Origin of the sequence: Bacillus sp. FSL K6-0268 (genome assembly GCF_038005425.1) — a bacterium.
Taxonomy (GTDB): domain Bacteria; phylum Bacillota; class Bacilli; order Bacillales; family Bacillaceae_G; genus Bacillus_A; species Bacillus_A thuringiensis_S.
Genome location: NZ_JBBOTF010000001.1, coordinates 85,339 through 103,321 on the forward strand (window position 1 = coordinate 85,339; position 17,983 = coordinate 103,321).

Consider the following 17,983-nt stretch of genomic DNA (forward strand, 5'->3'; position numbering starts at 1 on the left):
GAGTTTGAGATTTATGAAAAAAGGTAAGTAATACATAATAATACATACGCTATAGGATTCAGTTCATGTTATAAAAATCAATAGTTAGAAAGGAAAAGAAGTATGAATCAAATTTCATTCGAAGATTTATTTGAAGAAGAAAACAAACGAGAAAAGTTGGAGGTAGCTGAGATTCCCGTACCTTTATCGCCCTTACAAAAGGCTATTTTAGAGTTAATTAATTCTGAAGAAATAAGTGCACTTGAGTTATGCGAGCAATTAATACGAGCTGGTAAAATATCAGATGAAAGATTCACAACGGATAAGCCTAAAGCATATGGGCAAGTATGCTTACTATTAGAAGGTTTTGTTAAAGAAGAAAAGCTTATTTTTGTCAAAAGTGATGAGAAAAGAGATAGAGTATATAAATTGAAAGAAGAAGATTCTAGCGAATAAAATGTGTAAAGTATAGTAATGAAATAAGGAAGTCCTCATATTTGTGTTGAAAGATTATTTTCACATAAGCGTGGGGATTTTTTTGAGGGAGGATGTATGAAAGCTATATTGCTAATAATTTTACGGAGTTTTTAAATAAGTTACATGATTAATAGTGGAAAGGATTCAAACTTATCTGGCAGTGATAAATGAAAATAGTTACATAACCTCGTTTCTAATAAAAAGGGGGGATTAAAATGAAACCGAATTATTTTACAATCGCAATGTATCCGACTGTAGCATTTAACGAAGAAGAGATATTAAATCGTCTTCTAGATGTATTTGAGTCAAACGAAAAATCCGCTCCTACTCATTGGGGAAACTGTGAAACGATGCAGGTAGAATATAATCGCCAGGAAATCATAGAAAAAGTAATTTCGGAGCGTAGAGTATCTGAAGTTCACCTGTATCGTGATAAAACAGTGCATTATTAACTCTACATCAGTAGAGTTAATAAATTATTTAAATAAAAAACTGTTAATAAACAACGAGAATTAATGACGGGTTATATTCACTTAAGAATATAACCCTATTTATTAGAACCAGTAGTATATAAGGAGATTATTCTACGAGTTATATACAAATATTAGACGAGGAATATTTGACGTTGTAAAAGAAAAAATATTTACTCTTATATCATTATTGATGTTGTCCTCAATTTTCCTCATGTAGCACTTGAAAATCAGTAACAAGTGAAACGATTTTTCCTGCTTCATCAATTCCCCAATAGGAAGGATAAAATCCATCTCCATAACCTGAACGGAATATAATGATATTACTTCCTGTTTCCTCACACACCACGCAATTTCCCCAATCTTCATCATGTTCTGTTAGTATGTCATCTATAAGATCATCATACAAACTAGTAAATTCTTCTCCTAGTTCTTGTTGTAACCTATCTTCTATTTCTTCTAACTTACCAATTGCTTCAACATCTGCAAAGCACCCTAAGCCTGTATCAACTGGGTAACCAAAAATATATCCGTCTTCCAGTTCACTGACATTTTGTCCTGGTTTTGTTGCCATCTTCCATCTTACCGCTTTTGACTCCGACAATTTCAATTCGGCACCAGCAATGACTCCATCTTCCTTATGCCACCAAGCAACAATTGGATATGTACCTGGCTGAATTGTTTGTTCGAAGTGATTTGTATTAAAAATAAGAGGATCACAAGCAACAATTTTACCTGAAGTAACTTTCAACTGTTCTAGTGCTTCGGAACGCAGGGCCTCACTATCCGGTTTAGATAATTCACGTAATAACTTTGACATAATGTTTCTCTCCCTTTCCTTTTAAAATATTTGTTGGTGCTGCCTCCCATATATTTTTACATGAGTTACATTTGTGTTCTGTGGTATTTCTAGCGCCTTTGTATGTTCCTATAACTTCGATATTATCGCCATGAACTTCTAAAACCTCTGCGGCATATCATACCCGCGTTTTCTAATAGTTCTGCAACATATTCTTCATGCGTTTTACGTTTTCGGATATATTGCTCCCCCGTACAAGTGTAGATAGAACAAACATTTATTCATTGAAAAATATAACAAATGAATTTGACTTTAAAATTAGAACCAGTTTTGAGGATGTAAATAATAATCCACCCGTTGATTATATTATTTTAAGGGTAAAAATGCATTAATTAAAAATTCAATAAAAGAAGATTAGACTAGATAGTGTTTCTAGATTGATCTTCTTATTTTATATTCTCAGGGGATATCCCACTTCACTGCGACTCATTGCAATATGTCTACTTCTGTGACACATTACACAATTGTACAGTGATAATGAAGTAATATGAAAAAAAATATAAAGATTTAAATTTAATCCTATATATTTTTTATAAATTCTAAAAGTAAATCCCTTATTTTTGGTATGATTGACAGAGACTATTTAATTTCTTATGAATATTCTTAAAAAGAGAGTGATGCTATATGAAATCAATAAATATAAATGGGAATATATATCATATTGAATCTGTTCCTTTTGAAGATAAGAGTGAGCAGGATGAAGAGGGATACTACGAATATTTTTACAAAGGAGTCAATTTATCGTTTCACTCGGACAAAGAAATAATTAAAGCCCGAATTTATGAAGAGGAAGAAATAATATATTTTTTAAAAAATCCATCTCTTGCATTTGGTAAAGATTTTGAAGCTATAAAAGTATATATAATTAAAGAATATGATGTAAATAAATTTAAAATTCCAGGTGAAAAAAAGTCTATATAGAATTATAGCTATAATTCTATATAGGCTTTACCATGACCAATTATAATAAAACAGGAAAACTCACAAAGTATTTATGCCTGTGGGTGATGAAAGGAATGTATTCGAAATTGAGTAAATCAAGTGAAATAAGTAGATTTGAAAATAGATTCTCAGAAAATGTGATTGAAATAGCAGCTGTCACAGGGGCATTAGGAATCGGCGCATCAAAAGGCGGTGACAACATTTTGTGGACTGCGTCAATTGATTTGATTGCGTGGAAAGACTTACATACCAATGAAACGATTACAAAAGAAGATATACGACTCGCATGGTTGGTTGATGATGCAGAATGGAGAAAATCAAAAGACATTTTGACAGCAAATACAGTTGTAACATTACAGGTGCGCAAGTCAGAAAATTCATTGATGCTTGTTAAGGTTTTGGAAACACCATATAAAGATGATGAGTTGGAAATCATCTTACAAGATGCAATGAAACCGCTTTTTTATCATGATGAGATGTTGGGTGTGTTCGAACTCGATAAAAGAGTGAAAACTTTTGAAAAGAGAATATCTTGGGCTGGTGAAGAATGTCATTTATATTTTGATTGGAGTGAAGACAAACATATGATGAAGTCTGCACTGGAAACAGCACATGCACTTTTCAAAGAGCAAGATGAATGGAAAATGAAAATGTACGCTGCAAAAGAACTGGTAGAGTTAGCAAATGAATGGCTACAAGATGATGATGAAGCAGAAATCGACGAAATTACAAAAGAAATGTTCATTAATTCCATCACATTAAGCAGCTTAAGCGTTTATTCAGAAGGTGATTTTGAAATATTCTTTTCGGATGGAGATATATTTTGGGGACATTCTATCATTGTAAGCGGAAATATTCATGAGGGGCTCTCTTCGGCTGAGATTGCAGGATAAAGTGAAACTTCCATCAGTGGGGATTTTTCTTCATCCTTACTGATGGATTATTTGAACCACTCGGGCACTTACTGTCCGAAAGTAGCGAGGGAAAATGTATTTTTTGTGGCTAATCATTTTACGGAGTTTTTAAATAAGTTACATGATTAATAATATTATCCATATATAATGGTTCGTATAAATGTAAGAAGCAATAAAAGGAGAGAGAATGATGGACTTAGAGCATTTAAAAAAAGATATTTGGTATGGAGAAGTTTCTAATCATACAATTGAAACTCTTAAGTCTAACCTAAGGGATGGTCAACAGAGAAAGAATGCTTTATCTTAATTAGTGAATTGTTAAAGCTAGGTGATTTCTCTGTAAAGGGGTTACTAATCGAACTTATGAATAGTACTCGAGATGAGCTTGTGTTGAATTTATGTACTAGACTATTTTGCTCAGTAGCTACTCACGATGATTTATTAGAAACGAATAATTTGAAATTCCTTTCAAGTGCTTCAGAGGATGGAGTTCATAATTTTGTAGTAAGTGCTGGTGAAACTCTTTCATATCATGTAGTACCATATCTTTTAGCATTACTAGAAGAGTGGGAAGATACCTTTGTTGAAAAAGCTATTAGAAATGAACTTTCATGGATGCTTGGAATTGAGGACGAGTATTATGAAGTATCGTTAGAAGAATTTAATGAAGCTTATTCTGGTTTTATCGAAAATAATGATGCGCAAGAATATTATTATCGTAATAGACTATCTTTTCCTGGAGACTTGGCAAAGGAGTTAGTGTCGGAAGTTATGAGTTCTTTAAGAGATAGAACTACTTATAATGTTGTTACTATACCTTCCGTTTTATCAATTTGGAGTGGAATCAAATGTCCAATTCAATATGATACGATTATAACAAATGAAAAAAATAGAGAGTTGATGTCATATATTGATGTTTTAACAAAGAAAGAATGGAAGATTGGTAAAAAGTATTTTTATGGATATGTAGTCGTATAAGAAAACGATATATGCGATGAATATAAAACATTCTATGGCACCCTGCTAAGGAGTGATTTTTACTATAATGGAAAGCTTTAATGGATGGTATGTTTTATGGAGGAAAATAAAAAAACAACTAGTAGCTCAACTAAATGTAAAAAGATATAAACACATCAAGAAGGTGAACGAATGATATTGCCAGAGGATTTTCGAGAGAAATGGGATGTTAATAAAGATGGCCCACTCGTTACATTTCATGAAAAAGAATTAATAAACAAAAACTTTTCAGATGAAGTGAAACGATTTTTGTCTATAGGAGGCTTACCAGAAACACCGTCACCATATTTAGAGTTTACTTCATCTCAGTCTTTCGTAAGGTCTATTACAACTGTATTTCATATGCCAGAAGAGTTTCGAAAATATTGGTTTTTAGGAACAACTAGTTCTGGAGATCCAATTTGTCTAATTGAAAAACAAGAAAATGTAGTATTTCTAAATAATAGTGATGAGTATAAAGAAGTGTTTATGAATTCTTCTATACATCAATTTGCAGAATGTTTATTAGTATATTCAAAAATGATCGATAAGGCAGTAGAGATTAATGGTGAGGATGCCTTTATCGATAATAATATACCAGAGTGTACAATAAGTTGGTTGAAGGAAGAGTTGAAAAAAATTGATGATAAGTGTATGGAAAAGGATTCTTTTTGGTTGATTGAAATTGAGAACTTATATGAATAATTGAAAGTGAAAAAGAAAATGTATGGTGCATGGAAGAGGAGTATGGTGATAGTGAAGAATGCTATGAGTACATATTTTAAATTAAGAAAAGAATATTTTGATAGAGGTTTGAATTTCTTATTTAAAACACCATATAACGAAAAAGTTGATTTTGTTATATATCAAGGTGAAATAGAGGAAGATGAAATTTCATGGAAACCAGTTGAGAAATATATTGAAACTGATTTAACAATACTTGAGGAGCAATTCGCAATTAAGTTTCATGATTCAGTTTATCACTATTTTAATTCATATTGGTTCGCTGATTTGGATGGGTTTATCGGTGACCATTATATTAGTTTAGAAGCTGTATTACCAAATAAAGAGTTGGACTCTTTCAAAGAGAAGTTAGAAGGGTATGAGAAAAATCATTGTAAGCTAGATAAGATTCCTATAGGAGTAGAAGGAAATGGTTCATTAGTTGTTTTAAATAATGTAAGCGGAAAGGTCGAATTGGAGGATTTCGAACGTGGGTTGTTTATAGAGGTTTCGAATAGTTTAAATGAGTTGATTTCTAGTTTGAGATTACAAAATAGTAAAGTGAAGAATGTTTATATGAATTATAGAGGGGCGTAGAAAAGTGGAATATAGTGGAATGGTTTCAGTTTGGTTTGGAATTTCTAAATCACTTCAAAATCTTGAGGAGTATGTCGATATAGATTACACGATAGATGGTGATTCAGTTCATTCAAAGTTTGGGACGAGCTTTGAATTCGGTTATTATGATGAAGATAATATTGAAATTTGTTTTTATGAGAATAATAAAAGGGACGTTGAACATATTTTAAGTGATTTTTCTTATAGTGAACAAATTATTCCTAAAATAAAAAAGCTAATAAATGGAGATAGTTTAGCGAAAGATATTAACTTTGCTATTGTTCTATATGATTTTAAATATAATGAAGTAAAAAGAGAAGATATGTTTGATGGTTTAGAGGTTACATTGATTGGTTCTATGCCATACAGGTAGGTTGTACGGGGTTGCTAATTTATTTCACAAACACATGGATAAACCTTATAAAGGAGGGATACAAATGCATGCTTTGCTGAATTGTTTAGAAGAAGTTTTGGAAGAAGACATATATAAGCGGGCAGATAAAGAGCAGGTGAATGAAGTAATAAATAGATTAGGTGTAGAAGTATCTGATACATTTAGAGAGTTTTATTATCGATTTGCAGGACCTTTTTGGGAAGAGCACGTTCCTTATGAATTACTTGATATTATAGATGAAGAGAATAATATTGAATACTACACAATTATTGCTCGAAAGGAACATGGATTTCCTAATAAGTATTTAGTTTTAACGGAAATGACAGCAAATGCTGCATTGGTACTTGATAGTGTAACCGATCAAGTTTACTCAGTAAATTTTGAAGGTGGAGATGAATTACTTTTAAGTGGAAAATTAAAGGAGAGTTGGTCAACATTTTATCTGTTTTTGAAAGACTATTTTAAATGTTAGGTGTTAACAGAAATGAATAATAAACAGGGACATCTTTACGAGTAACATTAAAGAACTATTATTGGAAATAAAAAATGAAGATCCTGATATGTTTAGTGAATCTGTTAATGAAATTATTGAGCTTATCTAATAGTTGAATAACCTTAATTAAAAAGGTGTCAATCCTTCTCGAATTGACACCCAGATACGAATCTGTTTAACACCTTACATACTTACGCTTAAAACCAAGTCTTCCTCTATCAAGTTCTTTCTGAATACTTTCAGAAGCATTTAACAAACTGCTTTTTTTATTATCACGTTTGACTTCAACTATACCAACTTCTTTTGCAATCTCGACTGCTTTTTCGTGTAGTGGTACATATGAAATTGCCACAGTGTTTAGGAAATTATTCATAGCGGATTTTGTTCGTTCTGGAGAATGATGAATTGTATCTTTCACCATTTCAAGCATATCGGAAATTTTACTTTCGGAAAATTCATTGTCTTTGCGATTTCCTAAAAGCCAACAGTAGCAACTCCAGCCTGCAGACATTTTAAGCTCGTCCCCACTTGCAATCCATTTATCAGCAACATCTTGTGCAATATTTGACTCCGATAAAGTTACTGCCACTACATAATCAGATAGCATATAAAAATATGCCCCGTCTATCCAGCGGTCAAAATCAGACTCACTCATAGCTTTTGGGTCGGCAATAATACCTGCAAAGTACATAGCATCGTAGTTACCTGTGGCATAAAGCTCTTCAGCTAATTCTTGGTTTACTTTTATTTTTTTAGCGATTGGTTTCATAGCGCCTGTAGCTACGCCAAAAACTGGCTCATGGGCGCCGTTAGATATGTATATTTTTTTCGTTCGTTCCTTACCTAGAGCCTCAAGTTCTTGCATAATTGTTTTAAAATCCATAGCTGTGCACTTCCTTCCTTCATGTAAGAGCCTTTTTAAGTCTTTCATATTTCTTATTTTAATACTAATTGTATTTAAGAGGTATGTCTACTTTCTAAAGGCATCGAAACTTGGTTTGATTTTTAGATGAACTACATTACACTTTAGTGTAAATAAAGAGCTAATTAAAAGAATGGTATAATATAGAAAAAGTAAGTGATGAAAATTAAATAGGGGGAATTTAATTGGAAATAAAATTGAATCGATTATATAGAGAGATAGCGGAAACGGTTCATGCCATGATTCCAGAAGAATGGGAGAAATTTTATTTTTATGCACAAATATCAGAAGATGGAGGGGGAACTTACTTTTTCTATAACAACTTCAGAAATAAAGAAAATTATAAGTATAGTGTAGAAATTCCTTTTAAATACGAAGTTGATGAAGAGGAGTTTGAAAGGAAAGAAGATTTTTTATATAAATTGAGTAAGGAATTAAGAAATGTTTTCAAAGATAATCAGCAAGAGCTTTGGTACTCTTTTACAATGTCTCTGGAACATAGTGGGGAATTTAACATGCATTTCGATTATACAAATTGGTTCGATACAGAATATAGTTTTAGTGATCAGGTGATTATTTGGAAACATAAATACTTAGGTGAAGTACCAATTGATGAAAATGATAAAGAGCTAATTCATAAGTATGACAATGAATTTCCGAATAATCCTATTTGACTGAAAGGAAAGAAGAAATGGTTTTTATAAAAATCATGAATTTTAAAGCGTAAGTTGAATGAGAATATATATTCATAATGGAGGACGCTATTAATGGAAGTACACGGAATGGTTTCAATATGGTTCGGTAATATGCAAACGCAAGATCAGTTGGATACATAATATAGATGTTACGTATGATGAAGAAGGAGACTCTATACCAGCAAGATTTTTTGTTGATTTTAATATTGATATGATTGATGTAGATGAAGATTTTATTGAAAAGGAAGTGTTAGAAGAAGCGAGTGATGACATTTCTATGTTATTAACGGGATGTTCATATGATGATAAAATACTTTCTCGAATTAAGGAAGTAGTTAAATTAAATAAATCCTATAATTCTATCGTTTTAATTTATAATTTTCAATATGACAATTCAGTAAGTAATTGTGAAGGTTTTAATTTTGTAACTGCTACAAGTTATCTATAGATACAAGAAAATTGCAGTAGAATAAAAAATACATTTGTATAGTTTTTCCAATGAATATTTGGTATGATGGTGAATGGGAAAAATATACAAGCAGTTAGTGGTTCATAAAAGACCTGCGGTAGTATGTCAACTGAAAAATAATATATTTTGAAGTTATCAAAGGACAAATTGCTTAAAAAAGACATCACGAAACTAGACCAGCACCGCATGTAAAATACTGGAATTGATTGAAAGGTAGCGATGACAAGTTTTATGTCACACTTTCACACACCTTTCAGGCGTAAAGAGTTGGTGATTACGTAGTAGCGCATCCACCAATCGCACAAATTTTCTTGCGGTTAGAACGAGTGCACGTTTGTGTTGATGTTTTGGTACTTCATTATACTTTTTTGCGTAATATTCTTGGTATTCCAATACATGCTTTCTTACAGAGTTGGCGGCTTCAACTAAGTAATACCGCAAGTAATGATTCCCATTACGAGATAATGAAGTATTTTCAGCGGTGAACCGGCCAGACTGGTATGTACGCCAATATAACCCGGCATATTTTGCGATTTTGGTTTCATCGTCAAATCTTTCGATTTGGCCAATTTCAGCGATAATACCAGCGGCATATATAGGCCCGATTCCAGGAATGGATTCTAATGTTTGCGTTAATCCAGCCATGATCCGCTTAATAGATTTTTCTAGTTCTTTAATTTGTCTTTGATAGGTACGAATGATTTCGATTGATGTTCCTAAAAGAATATCGATTGAGTCTTCTACCACCTTATCTAAACGGTACGACGTGCGAACAGCCTTTTGAATGGTTGATGCGACACATTTCGGGTCACCAAATCGATTTTTACTCTTTTCCTGTAGGAACTCAGCGAGTTCCTCTAAAGGCATGTCAGCTAGCTCTTCTAGACTGAATTTTTCAAGGAACAATTCCATCATGGCGTTACCAAATATAGAAGAATCGACTTCTTGTGAGAACGTATTACATTTATAACTTAGGTGTTGTAGAAAATGTTGTTTCTCCTTTGTCAACATTCTAACGAGTTGATAACGAGCTCTTGTTAATTGCTGTAATGCCACGTATTGACTTTCTTTCACGATGGACATTTGATTTCGCCCAAATCGTAAATAATCAGCGATGACAAAGGCATCAATTTCGTCAGTCTTATTCATGTCTGAATAACTTTTCTTGAAGTTTGCGACTTGTTTTGGATTTAGAAGAAATACCTTTGTGCCAAATCTTTTTAAGTCTTCGTCATGATGGAGAAACATGGATGGGTGAAAACTGTAAACAGATGTAGATTCTAAGCCGATTTTTAAAGTTTCAACCTCTTGATTGGTTGTGCACTGTAATAATCGTTCTTTAAGTACCTGTGCACCTGGTAAGTCATTACTGACTGAAAAAGAATCTAGCTTTTCTCCTTCACCATTTAAAAAGCAAACTTTCATATCAAACGAACTTACATCTAGACCAACAAATAATCTCACGTAAGAGACCTCCTTTCGATTTAGAATCATTGCTTGGACGTCTCGAGATATCTCTAGTGTGTACGCCGACCAACAACCTCGTGTATAAGAGCTAGTCCTGAATCGAAAGCCGCCCTAGAGCTACTAACATCTAGGTTCGAGGATCAGGCTGCTCAGCCTGCGAGTAGGGAGCCCCGCGCGTTCACTGAGAAACACTCTTTTCGTGTGGTAAATCCACAGGGGAATACAGAATTGTCCCAAATGATCCTAAGACCATTATCTAGAAATATCTTGAGACGTCCAAGTATTTTCTTTATTACTGGACTCTTATTAGAGAGAAAAACTAAGCCTGAGATAGGGCTTAAATATTAATATACGAGGGGGATTGAATTGAAAAGAACGCCTGAATTTGTATTAGGTTTAATTGGTGGCATTTTGGGAATTATTATTTCTATAATATTAATAGTTGTAGCGTTTAATATTATGGAAGGTGTTGATTACGAACTTTTAGCTTATTACTCTATTATTTTAACGGTTCAAATAGGATTGCTTATTTTATCATGTTTAGTAAACAAGGTTAATAATAAAGTTTATGGAGTTTGTATGATTGTGATTCCTATAGTTATGTTGTTTATGTCATTATTCTTTTTACTTATTCCGACAATTTTACAAATTATATCTGGTTCATTTGCATTTAGAACATTAAAGTTAGAATCGAATGTAAGCTAAATATAATTATTAACGTCTGAATATTCGGTTTTTTAAACATTTTCGTTTGCAGTTCAAATTAACATAAAGTACAAAGTTGTACGCTTTAGGAGGAGAAATAAATGATTATTTGGTCTGGTTGGGGTTTTTTAGTCGCAATTATTGTAATTATTAATACTCTTTTGGGTAAGGCTATCTTTGGATCTATAACGGGGGACGCTACATATTTTCAAGATCATAGTTGGCCAATGGCGGTAATGTTTATTATATCAGGGGTTATGTCTTGGTATTTAGGTAAATATATTAATAAGCCAGATGGGAAAGTTTATATAGATACCGAAACTGGTGAAAAAGTTATGTTTAACAAAAAGCACTCATTATTTTTTATAAAAATGGAATATTGGGGACCGATTCTAGGAGTTATTGCGATTGTAACTTTAATTACAAGATAAAAAAAGAGGATGGGTATAGTAAGAGTAATTTATCCAAGTAAAAGGAGAAATCAGTCATGAATGCAAAGAAACTACTAGGGGTAGCAGTTCCGGTCATGTTGTTATTTGGTTGTGGAGTTTCTGAGAAAACGAACACTTCTAAACAGGAGAAAACAGAAGAGTCTAAAGTAAAAGAATCGAAGTCTAATAGTAAGAAAGAAAAAGTTTCAAAGGAAGACTATCCTAATAAAGTGTATAAATTAGGGATAGAGTTTGATAAGTTGTTTGCGGAGCATAACAATATTACAAGAGAGGTTTTTGACGGTAAGAAAAAGAAATCAGATATAGTAGATAGTGTGAAAGAATTAAATAAAACGTTAGATAAATTCGAGTCGATAGATCCCCCTGCAGAGTATGTAAATCAACAAAAGGATTTTGAAAAAGCAATTAGTTATTTTAGAGAGTCTTTTTCTTTAATCAATGAAGTATTCACCCGAAAAGAAAAAAGAGAAAAAGGCGATAAGACTGATAAAGAGTTAATGGAGAAATCCGAAAAGTTAGTGAAAGAAGGAGATATTTACTGGCTTAAGGCATTCAAAGACCTTGAAGGGGATATTAAAATCGGTGACGGTACAGTATCTGTGAAAGATTTGAAAGAGTTAGATAAGAAAGCTGGAATTAATACGGATAACGTTATGAAGAATGTGAAGGATGGTACGGAATTAATTGGTAATTGGGGATTCAAAGGAACAGACGGTTTCATTATGTCACTTATTTTAAAAGGTGATAAGACATTTGAAACGTATGGTAAAGGTGAGTATCCAAATAAAAAGAATTATATTGAAGGCACTTGGGAATATGATAAGGAAGCTTTTACAATCTATTTACATCTCAATAAACGTTTAGTAGACGGTGTAGAAGATACAATTCAAAAAAAGAAAATAGCATATAAAGTTCAAGATTATGATGGGGAAAACTTGCAATTATTTAATGAGACGTCATTTCATACAATTAAGTATGTGAAGCAAAGTTAAAGTTATGGAGGACTAGGTTTAAATGGCCTGTTCCTTCATTAAAGTGTGGGTATGTAAATAATATGTTATCTTTCGTTCTGTTTACTTAGTATCATGTTATTCTTTAATAGAGTAATGAATGGAATTTTACATTAAATATATGAGGTTGGTTACAAATGATAAAGAAATTCACTAGGTTAGTATTAATAGTGGTTATGCCAATCAGTCTTATTACAGGTTGTGGGGCTACTGAAAAAACTGAAGCACAAAAGCCGAAAGCGGTACAAACGGAGAAAAAGGACTATATGGATTATTCATATGGTAGCAAAGGTATATTAGTAAGTGGCAAAGCGAAAGAACGGCAACAATACGAGATTGGATATATGGATGATAATAAGTTAATTGGAATTGATGAAAATATTGAGGACTGTATTATTTTAGATAATAAAGATGAAGCAAGTCTCGTTTGGAAACAAATAGAGCGTGGGTCTATTATTGAAGTGCAATATAGTAAAAATCGCAACGATATCGTCGGCGTACAATTAGTAGAAGATCGTGAGCCATACGAAATTAGTGATAAGTTTGATCGAAATACGATAAACGAAATTGTTGAAAACGTTAAAGGGAATTTGTAATAGATGTATTTCGATAGTATAGGATCTCTTATTATGAAATTGTGAATCAACGGCATTTTTTATATGAAAATGCCGTTGATTTGTGTTAAAAAATAAATGCTATTCTATAGTCTTGTAGAAAAACACGTATTAATCATAAATGAATTATTCTTCGTTCAGCTGTGATGATCGCCGCAAGGTTATTATCCAAAATAAAAGAGCACAAGCACTAATAGATACACCTAATATGCATACGCCATCCCAACCATATTTTGCATACGTATTTGTTGAAAGAATTGCACCTGTTGCACTACCGATAGAATAAAAAATCATGTAACTGGCAGTAAGTCGACTTCTTGCTTCGGGACGCACTGTGAACAGCATACTTTGATTGGTGACATGTACAGCTTGCACCGCTAAATCTAAGAGGATAATGCCGAAAATTAGTAATAATAGAGAGTGATTAATAGATTTAATTAGGAGCCATGAAAGTACTAATAAAGATAAAGCTATGCCAGTTGTTCTTTGTCCTAATCCTTTATCAGCTAATTGTCCAGCTTTAGTAGCAGCTAATGCACCTGCAACTCCAGCAAGGCCGAACGCACCAATAGCTGTATGTGAAAGATTATGTGGTGTAGCACTTAGAGGTAATACTAAAGAAGTCCATAAAATACTGAATGAAGTGAAAATGAGCAATGCTAATATTCCGCGAATGCGTAAGAGTTGTTCTTCTACAAATAATAAGAGTACAGAACGTATTAACTTCCGGTAAGGCATAGTTGTCATTCTGCTCTGTTCAAGAGTAGGTAAATTACGATATAACAAAACAGTTACGAATAGTATAAGTGTAGCGGAGGTGAGATAAACGGATCGCCATCCAGCTAAATCTGTTAATGCGCCTGCAAATGTACGCGCAAGGAGAATGCCTATTACAACGCCGCTTGTAACGAAACCTACTATGCGTCCACGTTCAGCTGGATTTGCTAAAATGGATGCGTATGCGACGAGTGTTTGCGTAACTGTTGCAAGAATTCCTACTAAGGCCATACCTATAAAAAGTACGATGGCCGAGGGAGCGGTCCCAATTACAATTAAAGCGATAACGGATAAAACCATTTGAACAATAATGAGTCTTTTTTGGTTTAATAAGTCACCAAGTGGAACTAATAAAAGTAATCCGATTGCATAACAAACTTGAGTAATAGTAATCACAATACCGATAGTTGAATGACTAATCTTAAATTCATTTGATAAAGAATCAAGTAGCGGATGAGCGAAATATATATTTGCCACCGCCATCCCGCAAGCTATTGCGAATAATAGAGTCATGTAGCGGGACATGTTTGCGCTAATAGGTGAATATAACTGGGGATCATTATGTTTAAGAGTGGTCATCATCTTTTCCTTGCTATTCATAAAATCAGCTCCATTTTGTATTGGTGTAAATAACGTACCGAGCGGTATGTTATTTTGTAAGTAAAATATAATCTTGAGTAAATGTATATGTCAAGTTTATTTTGAGTTAATTCTGTTTTCTTTGACACATCGTTTATAATTTAATACGATATATAATATACTGATTGGTACATAAAGTGTTAGTTTATAATCTAAAAATGTAGAGGAAGGGGATATTTTTAAATGGCTCGACTACGCGAATTTGATGAAGAAAAAGCTTTGGATGCTGCTATGCAACTTTTTTGGGAGAAAGGATACGCTACTACTTCATTAAGTGATCTAACTGCAAGAATGGAAATACAAAAACCGAGTTTATATTCAGCTTTTGGTGATAAAGAGGGCTTATTTGAAGCGGCATTAAGGAGATACACAAATTTACATGCGGCTCGTATACGAACAAAACTTCAAAACGAACAATCTGTAAAAGAAGCAATTCGGATGTTTTTTGAAAATATGGTGGAAGAGGAATATAAAAAAGAGTTCAGTAAAGGCTGTTTTTGTATTAACACAATGGTTGAGCTTGCTCCTCATAATGAAAAGTTTGAAGTACTGACTAGAGAACACCAAATGTATCTTGCAGTTATTTTTCAAGAATTAATCATGAAAGGAATTCGATCAGGAGAACTACAAAGTGATTTGAACGCTAAAGCATTAGCGCAAACATTAGTCACGTCCTTAATTGGATTAACAGTGTTAATGAAATCACGCCCAGAACGTTCCGTTATAGATAATTCGGTATCTATAATAGTATCGTTAGTAAAATAATTTTTGAGTGAGATGTTAATCAGCAAATTAAATATTAAGAAAGTCGATTCCTTATTAAAATAAGAAATCGACTTGTTATAATTATATATTTTGTAAGTTGTCTTTCCAAAAATTATAGCTATTATCAATAACTTCTTTTAATTTGAAATAATTTTCTCAAGTAACTTGCACGTGGTAGAGAGTTTCTCCATCGTCTGTAAAAATACCTGAGTAATCATCTATATACTTCCACTCATCCTTATTGTTAAAGTAGTACATTGCGAATTGGTTGCCCTCATCATTTAACATGTTGTCTGCTAAAACGCCATCCCAGTTTATATAAATTTGTGTGCCAGTCATTTGTCTAAGTTTAAATTGATTAATTTCGTCTGGAGACTCTTCTTCAAATTCTTGACTAAATAAATTATGTTCAATGATCCAGCCTAAAAACATGCCAGTATGTACAAATGCTTTTGACGGTATTTGTAATTAGTTGTAAAATAATGTTTGTTGACGGATTTTGTAAAAAGTATGTTAGATGAAATTCATCTGTAGGGATGACATATAAATATTTTCTTAATGGTTATAAAATATAATTATTTAAATATATAAATAAAAAGAAGTCATATTAGAAGTACATAGTAGATTCATATTTTAACAAATTAATGTGAGAATAAAGGGAGGTTGAGATACACACACGGCGGGAATGTGTATGTATCTATTATAATAATGAATAAGACAATCAAACAACAAGTAATCGCACTATCAACAAGTCTAGTGATTTTAGGGAGCGTACCTTTATCAGTATCAGCAGAAGAGATAAACAACTCTCAAACTGATCAACTTAATATTCCCCAAGGAGAACACGGATCGAGCGGATTAAATTATTCTAATTTCAAGTTGGAAGTTCCTGATCATGTACAAGTTAACGAAGCAGAAGTATCTGAAAATGAAAAAATTCTTTTAGAAGAATATAAGCATAAACATGATGAAACAGAAGAATTAAACAAAATGCAAGATGCTAAGAAGGGGCAAGTAGCAGAAAAGGAAGCTATTTCAAACATTGAAAAGGCATTTGAATCTGTAGATGGTCGAAATGATGGGTCTGATCGTCAAATGAAACCTGTTGCAAAGCCAAGAGGTATTCAATATAGCGCACAGAGTACGAAGAAATATGGAACACTTGCAGGAGTTCCATTTGTGGAGTGGATTGTTCCAGCAGGAAATCCTGATATTCGTCCTGCAAATCCGATGAAAGCACGTTACATTACAATTCATGAGACCGCAAATACAGCCGCTGGTGCTAATGCTGAAAATCATGCGAAATATTTATACAAGCAAGCAACTGAAGGCACTTTCCGAACAGCTTCATGGCATTTTACTGTAGACGATAAACAAATTTATCAACACTTACCAACAAACGAAAATGGTTGGCATGCAGGAGATGGAGATGGATCAGGAAACAGGGAATCTATCGGTATCGAGATCGCGGTTAACCAAGATGGTGATTACAATAAAGCATTAGAAAATGCAAAACGACTTGCAGGTTATTTAATGAACAAAGAAGGAATTGGTGCAGATCATATTTACAAGCATCAACAATGGAGCGGGAAAAAATGTCCTGACATTTTAATTTCACGTGGTAATTGGGCTGGTTTCGTACAAGGAATTCAGTGGTATGCAAATATAAATGCGCAGATTGATACGCCTTTACAAGATAAAAATGACTCATTTAATCCAAATGAAAATAATCCAGCTGAACCTAGCATGGAACTAGTGGTAAATGGTAGTGGCATCAATGTACGTAGTGATGCGGGTATTGAACATCGTGTTGTACGTAAAGCTTCAAACGGAGATCGTTACAAAGTATTAGCGGTTAAAAATGGTTGGTATAAAGTAGGTAATGGAGAATGGATTTTCTATGACCCAAGTTGGATTAAAATTAACTACAATGTACCAAAGGAAGAAGTACAAAAACCAAAAGATGATATTACAGGTGGCTGGTTTGAAGGGCATATTCGTAAATTAAACAGTCTAGGTATTATGCAAGGCGAAGGTAATGGTGTATTTGCGCCATATCGAAATGTAACGAGAGCGGAGTTTGCGAAATTAATCTCGAATGCTCTTAAACTACCAGAGGGAAATAAGTCATTTGTAGATATTAATGAGGCACATCCATCACTTCATGACGGTATTAAACGTTGTGCAAGTGCAGGAATTATTAATGGTCGTGGTGAAGGGATTTTTGATCCTAACTCACCAATTACTCGTGAAGAAGTATCTATTATGATTGACAAAGCATTACGATATAAAGGAATTACAGGTGAGTTAGTAGCATTACCATTTACAGATAAGCATTTAATAACATACAAAGAATCGGTTCAACGATTATACAGTCTAAAGGTAGTTAATGGTGTTGGAAATAATGAGTTTGATCCCCGAGGTACAGCAACTCGTGGTCAGGCAGCTGCCTTTATTGTGAAGATGTTAGATTCAATGCAAAAATAAAATAAAACTTGAATCAGTGGGGCCACTCGCGTTGCAATCGAGCAGTTTATTCACCGAATTTTGAAATGAGAGTTTTACTGCCTGCAAATAGCAGAATAAATTGTATGTAGAAGCTG

Annotated in this window: 18 protein-coding genes and 6 pseudogenes; 19 read left to right on the forward strand and 5 right to left on the reverse strand. The window is 33.2% G+C overall.

The annotated features are described in order from the left end of the window. Positions 1-102 precede the first annotated feature (102 nt). Both MHI28_RS00480 and MHI28_RS00485 read left to right on the forward strand, forming a co-directional pair. Positions 103-435 carry a DUF3895 domain-containing protein gene (locus MHI28_RS00480; protein ID WP_001071926.1) on the forward strand — a complete coding sequence of 111 codons (333 nt, stop codon included), beginning with the start codon at positions 103-105 and terminating at the stop codon, positions 433-435. 236 nt (positions 436-671) lie between these two features. Then, positions 672-905 (forward strand): annotated as a pseudogene (locus tag MHI28_RS00485) (hypothetical protein); the annotation flags it as partial. 223 nt (positions 906-1,128) lie between these two features. Here the strand turns inward: MHI28_RS00485 and MHI28_RS00490 are convergent. Continuing rightward, positions 1,129-1,746 carry a DUF4241 domain-containing protein gene (locus MHI28_RS00490; protein WP_000040620.1) on the reverse strand — a complete coding sequence of 206 codons (618 nt, stop codon included), beginning with the start codon at positions 1,744-1,746 and terminating at the stop codon, positions 1,129-1,131. Positions 1,747-2,409: 663 nt separating this feature from the next. Between MHI28_RS00490 and MHI28_RS00495 the strand changes: the two genes are divergently transcribed. From MHI28_RS00495 to MHI28_RS36095, 9 genes and pseudogenes are all read left to right on the forward strand, one after another. Then, a complete protein-coding gene (locus MHI28_RS00495; protein WP_000836202.1) occupies positions 2,410-2,706 on the forward strand; it encodes a hypothetical protein in 297 nt (98 codons plus the stop codon). Positions 2,707-2,792: 86 nt separating this feature from the next. After that, the gene (locus MHI28_RS00500; RefSeq protein ID WP_141525962.1) at positions 2,793-3,620 is read left to right on the forward strand and encodes a DUF2262 domain-containing protein; all 828 of its coding nucleotides are present in this window, start codon (positions 2,793-2,795) and stop codon (positions 3,618-3,620) included. A gap of 78 nt (positions 3,621-3,698) precedes the next feature. After that, a pseudogene (locus tag MHI28_RS00505) lies at positions 3,699-3,770 on the forward strand (SMI1/KNR4 family protein); the annotation flags it as partial. Positions 3,771-3,831: 61 nt separating this feature from the next. Continuing rightward, a pseudogene (gene imm47, locus MHI28_RS00510) lies at positions 3,832-4,619 on the forward strand (Imm47 family immunity protein). A gap of 171 nt (positions 4,620-4,790) precedes the next feature. After that, on the forward strand, positions 4,791-5,342 hold the full coding sequence (locus MHI28_RS00515; protein ID WP_000602770.1) for an SUKH-4 family immunity protein: 552 nt from the start codon (positions 4,791-4,793) through the stop codon (positions 5,340-5,342). Between the two features lie 63 nt (positions 5,343-5,405). Further along, the gene (locus MHI28_RS00520; RefSeq protein WP_153578291.1) at positions 5,406-5,957 is read left to right on the forward strand and encodes a SecY-interacting protein Syd; all 552 of its coding nucleotides are present in this window, start codon (positions 5,406-5,408) and stop codon (positions 5,955-5,957) included. A 19-nt stretch (positions 5,958-5,976) separates the two neighbouring features. Further along, on the forward strand, positions 5,977-6,351 hold the full coding sequence (locus MHI28_RS00525) for an immunity 22 family protein (protein WP_002162741.1): 375 nt from the start codon (positions 5,977-5,979) through the stop codon (positions 6,349-6,351). 64 nt (positions 6,352-6,415) lie between these two features. Beyond that, positions 6,416-6,844, forward strand: coding sequence for an SMI1/KNR4 family protein (locus MHI28_RS00530; protein WP_000543081.1), 429 nt, complete (start codon positions 6,416-6,418; stop codon positions 6,842-6,844). A 46-nt stretch (positions 6,845-6,890) separates the two neighbouring features. Further along, positions 6,891-6,974: pseudogene (locus tag MHI28_RS36095) on the forward strand (Imm30 family immunity protein); the annotation flags it as partial. Between the two features lie 66 nt (positions 6,975-7,040). Here the strand turns inward: MHI28_RS36095 and MHI28_RS00535 are convergent. Beyond that, positions 7,041-7,748 carry a DNA alkylation repair protein gene (locus MHI28_RS00535; RefSeq protein WP_000346304.1) on the reverse strand — a complete coding sequence of 236 codons (708 nt, stop codon included), beginning with the start codon at positions 7,746-7,748 and terminating at the stop codon, positions 7,041-7,043. Between the two features lie 224 nt (positions 7,749-7,972). Here MHI28_RS00535 and MHI28_RS00540 point away from each other — a divergent pair, with 224 nt between their 5' ends. Together MHI28_RS00540 and MHI28_RS00545 are read left to right on the forward strand one after the other, a co-directional pair. Then, entirely contained in the window at positions 7,973-8,461 is a 489-nt protein-coding gene (locus MHI28_RS00540; protein WP_000403549.1) for an antitoxin YezG family protein, read from the forward strand. Positions 8,462-8,554: 93 nt separating this feature from the next. Next, positions 8,555-8,930: pseudogene (locus MHI28_RS00545) on the forward strand (immunity 22 family protein). A 255-nt stretch (positions 8,931-9,185) separates the two neighbouring features. Here MHI28_RS00545 and MHI28_RS00550 read toward each other — a convergent pair. Next, the gene (locus MHI28_RS00550) at positions 9,186-10,415 is read right to left on the reverse strand and encodes an IS110 family transposase (RefSeq protein WP_100909797.1); all 1,230 of its coding nucleotides are present in this window, start codon (positions 10,413-10,415) and stop codon (positions 9,186-9,188) included. A 369-nt stretch (positions 10,416-10,784) separates the two neighbouring features. Between MHI28_RS00550 and MHI28_RS00555 the strand changes: the two genes are divergently transcribed. The 4 genes from MHI28_RS00555 to MHI28_RS00570 all read left to right on the forward strand — a co-directional run bounded on the left by MHI28_RS00555 (position 10,785) and on the right by MHI28_RS00570 (position 13,181). Further along, positions 10,785-11,123, forward strand: a complete 339-nt coding sequence (locus tag MHI28_RS00555; protein WP_000831726.1) for a DUF4064 domain-containing protein — start codon at positions 10,785-10,787, stop codon at positions 11,121-11,123. 101 nt (positions 11,124-11,224) lie between these two features. Next, complete coding sequence (locus MHI28_RS00560) at positions 11,225-11,554, forward strand: hypothetical protein (RefSeq protein ID WP_000587855.1); 330 nt, start codon at positions 11,225-11,227, stop codon at positions 11,552-11,554. Positions 11,555-11,610: 56 nt separating this feature from the next. Beyond that, positions 11,611-12,567, forward strand: a complete 957-nt coding sequence (locus tag MHI28_RS00565) for a DUF3994 domain-containing protein (RefSeq protein ID WP_000992199.1) — start codon at positions 11,611-11,613, stop codon at positions 12,565-12,567. A 155-nt stretch (positions 12,568-12,722) separates the two neighbouring features. After that, positions 12,723-13,181 carry a hypothetical protein gene (locus MHI28_RS00570; RefSeq protein WP_000591641.1) on the forward strand — a complete coding sequence of 153 codons (459 nt, stop codon included), beginning with the start codon at positions 12,723-12,725 and terminating at the stop codon, positions 13,179-13,181. A 144-nt stretch (positions 13,182-13,325) separates the two neighbouring features. Here MHI28_RS00570 and MHI28_RS00575 read toward each other — a convergent pair whose 3' ends face one another. Further along, positions 13,326-14,576: an MFS transporter gene (locus MHI28_RS00575; protein ID WP_001085016.1), complete on the reverse strand. Its 1,251-nt coding sequence runs from the start codon at positions 14,574-14,576 to the stop codon at positions 13,326-13,328. Positions 14,577-14,798: 222 nt separating this feature from the next. On the opposite strand from MHI28_RS00575, the gene MHI28_RS00580 reads away from it, so the two are divergent. Further along, positions 14,799-15,380, forward strand: a complete 582-nt coding sequence (locus tag MHI28_RS00580) for a TetR/AcrR family transcriptional regulator (protein WP_000113335.1) — start codon at positions 14,799-14,801, stop codon at positions 15,378-15,380. A gap of 81 nt (positions 15,381-15,461) precedes the next feature. Here MHI28_RS00580 and MHI28_RS00585 read toward each other — a convergent pair. After that, positions 15,462-15,842: pseudogene (locus MHI28_RS00585) on the reverse strand (DUF7832 domain-containing protein). 246 nt (positions 15,843-16,088) lie between these two features. Between MHI28_RS00585 and MHI28_RS00590 the strand changes: the two are divergent. After that, positions 16,089-17,867 (forward strand): S-layer homology domain-containing protein, encoded by a 1,779-nt coding sequence (locus tag MHI28_RS00590; protein WP_033794151.1) that lies wholly within the window; start codon positions 16,089-16,091, stop codon positions 17,865-17,867. Positions 17,868-17,983 lie beyond the last annotated feature (116 nt).

Bases quoted from the DNA above. Each gene is read 5' to 3' on its own strand.
- MHI28_RS00480 (WP_001071926.1), top strand. From the start codon at position 103: ATGAATCAAATTTCATTCGAAGATTTATTTGAAGAAGAAAACAAACGA.
- MHI28_RS00490 (WP_000040620.1), bottom strand. From the start codon at position 1,746: ATGTCAAAGTTATTACGTGAATTATCTAAACCGGATAGTGAGGCCCTG.
- MHI28_RS00495 (WP_000836202.1), top strand. From the start codon at position 2,410: ATGAAATCAATAAATATAAATGGGAATATATATCATATTGAATCTGTT.
- MHI28_RS00500 (WP_141525962.1), top strand. From the start codon at position 2,793: ATGAAAGGAATGTATTCGAAATTGAGTAAATCAAGTGAAATAAGTAGA.
- MHI28_RS00515 (WP_000602770.1), top strand. From the start codon at position 4,791: ATGATATTGCCAGAGGATTTTCGAGAGAAATGGGATGTTAATAAAGAT.
- MHI28_RS00520 (WP_153578291.1), top strand. From the start codon at position 5,406: ATGAGTACATATTTTAAATTAAGAAAAGAATATTTTGATAGAGGTTTG.
- MHI28_RS00525 (WP_002162741.1), top strand. From the start codon at position 5,977: ATGGTTTCAGTTTGGTTTGGAATTTCTAAATCACTTCAAAATCTTGAG.
- MHI28_RS00530 (WP_000543081.1), top strand. From the start codon at position 6,416: ATGCATGCTTTGCTGAATTGTTTAGAAGAAGTTTTGGAAGAAGACATA.
- MHI28_RS00535 (WP_000346304.1), bottom strand. From the start codon at position 7,748: ATGGATTTTAAAACAATTATGCAAGAACTTGAGGCTCTAGGTAAGGAA.
- MHI28_RS00560 (WP_000587855.1), top strand. From the start codon at position 11,225: ATGATTATTTGGTCTGGTTGGGGTTTTTTAGTCGCAATTATTGTAATT.
- MHI28_RS00565 (WP_000992199.1), top strand. From the start codon at position 11,611: ATGAATGCAAAGAAACTACTAGGGGTAGCAGTTCCGGTCATGTTGTTA.
- MHI28_RS00570 (WP_000591641.1), top strand. From the start codon at position 12,723: ATGATAAAGAAATTCACTAGGTTAGTATTAATAGTGGTTATGCCAATC.
- MHI28_RS00575 (WP_001085016.1), bottom strand. From the start codon at position 14,576: ATGAATAGCAAGGAAAAGATGATGACCACTCTTAAACATAATGATCCC.
- MHI28_RS00580 (WP_000113335.1), top strand. From the start codon at position 14,799: ATGGCTCGACTACGCGAATTTGATGAAGAAAAAGCTTTGGATGCTGCT.
- MHI28_RS00590 (WP_033794151.1), top strand. From the start codon at position 16,089: ATGAATAAGACAATCAAACAACAAGTAATCGCACTATCAACAAGTCTA.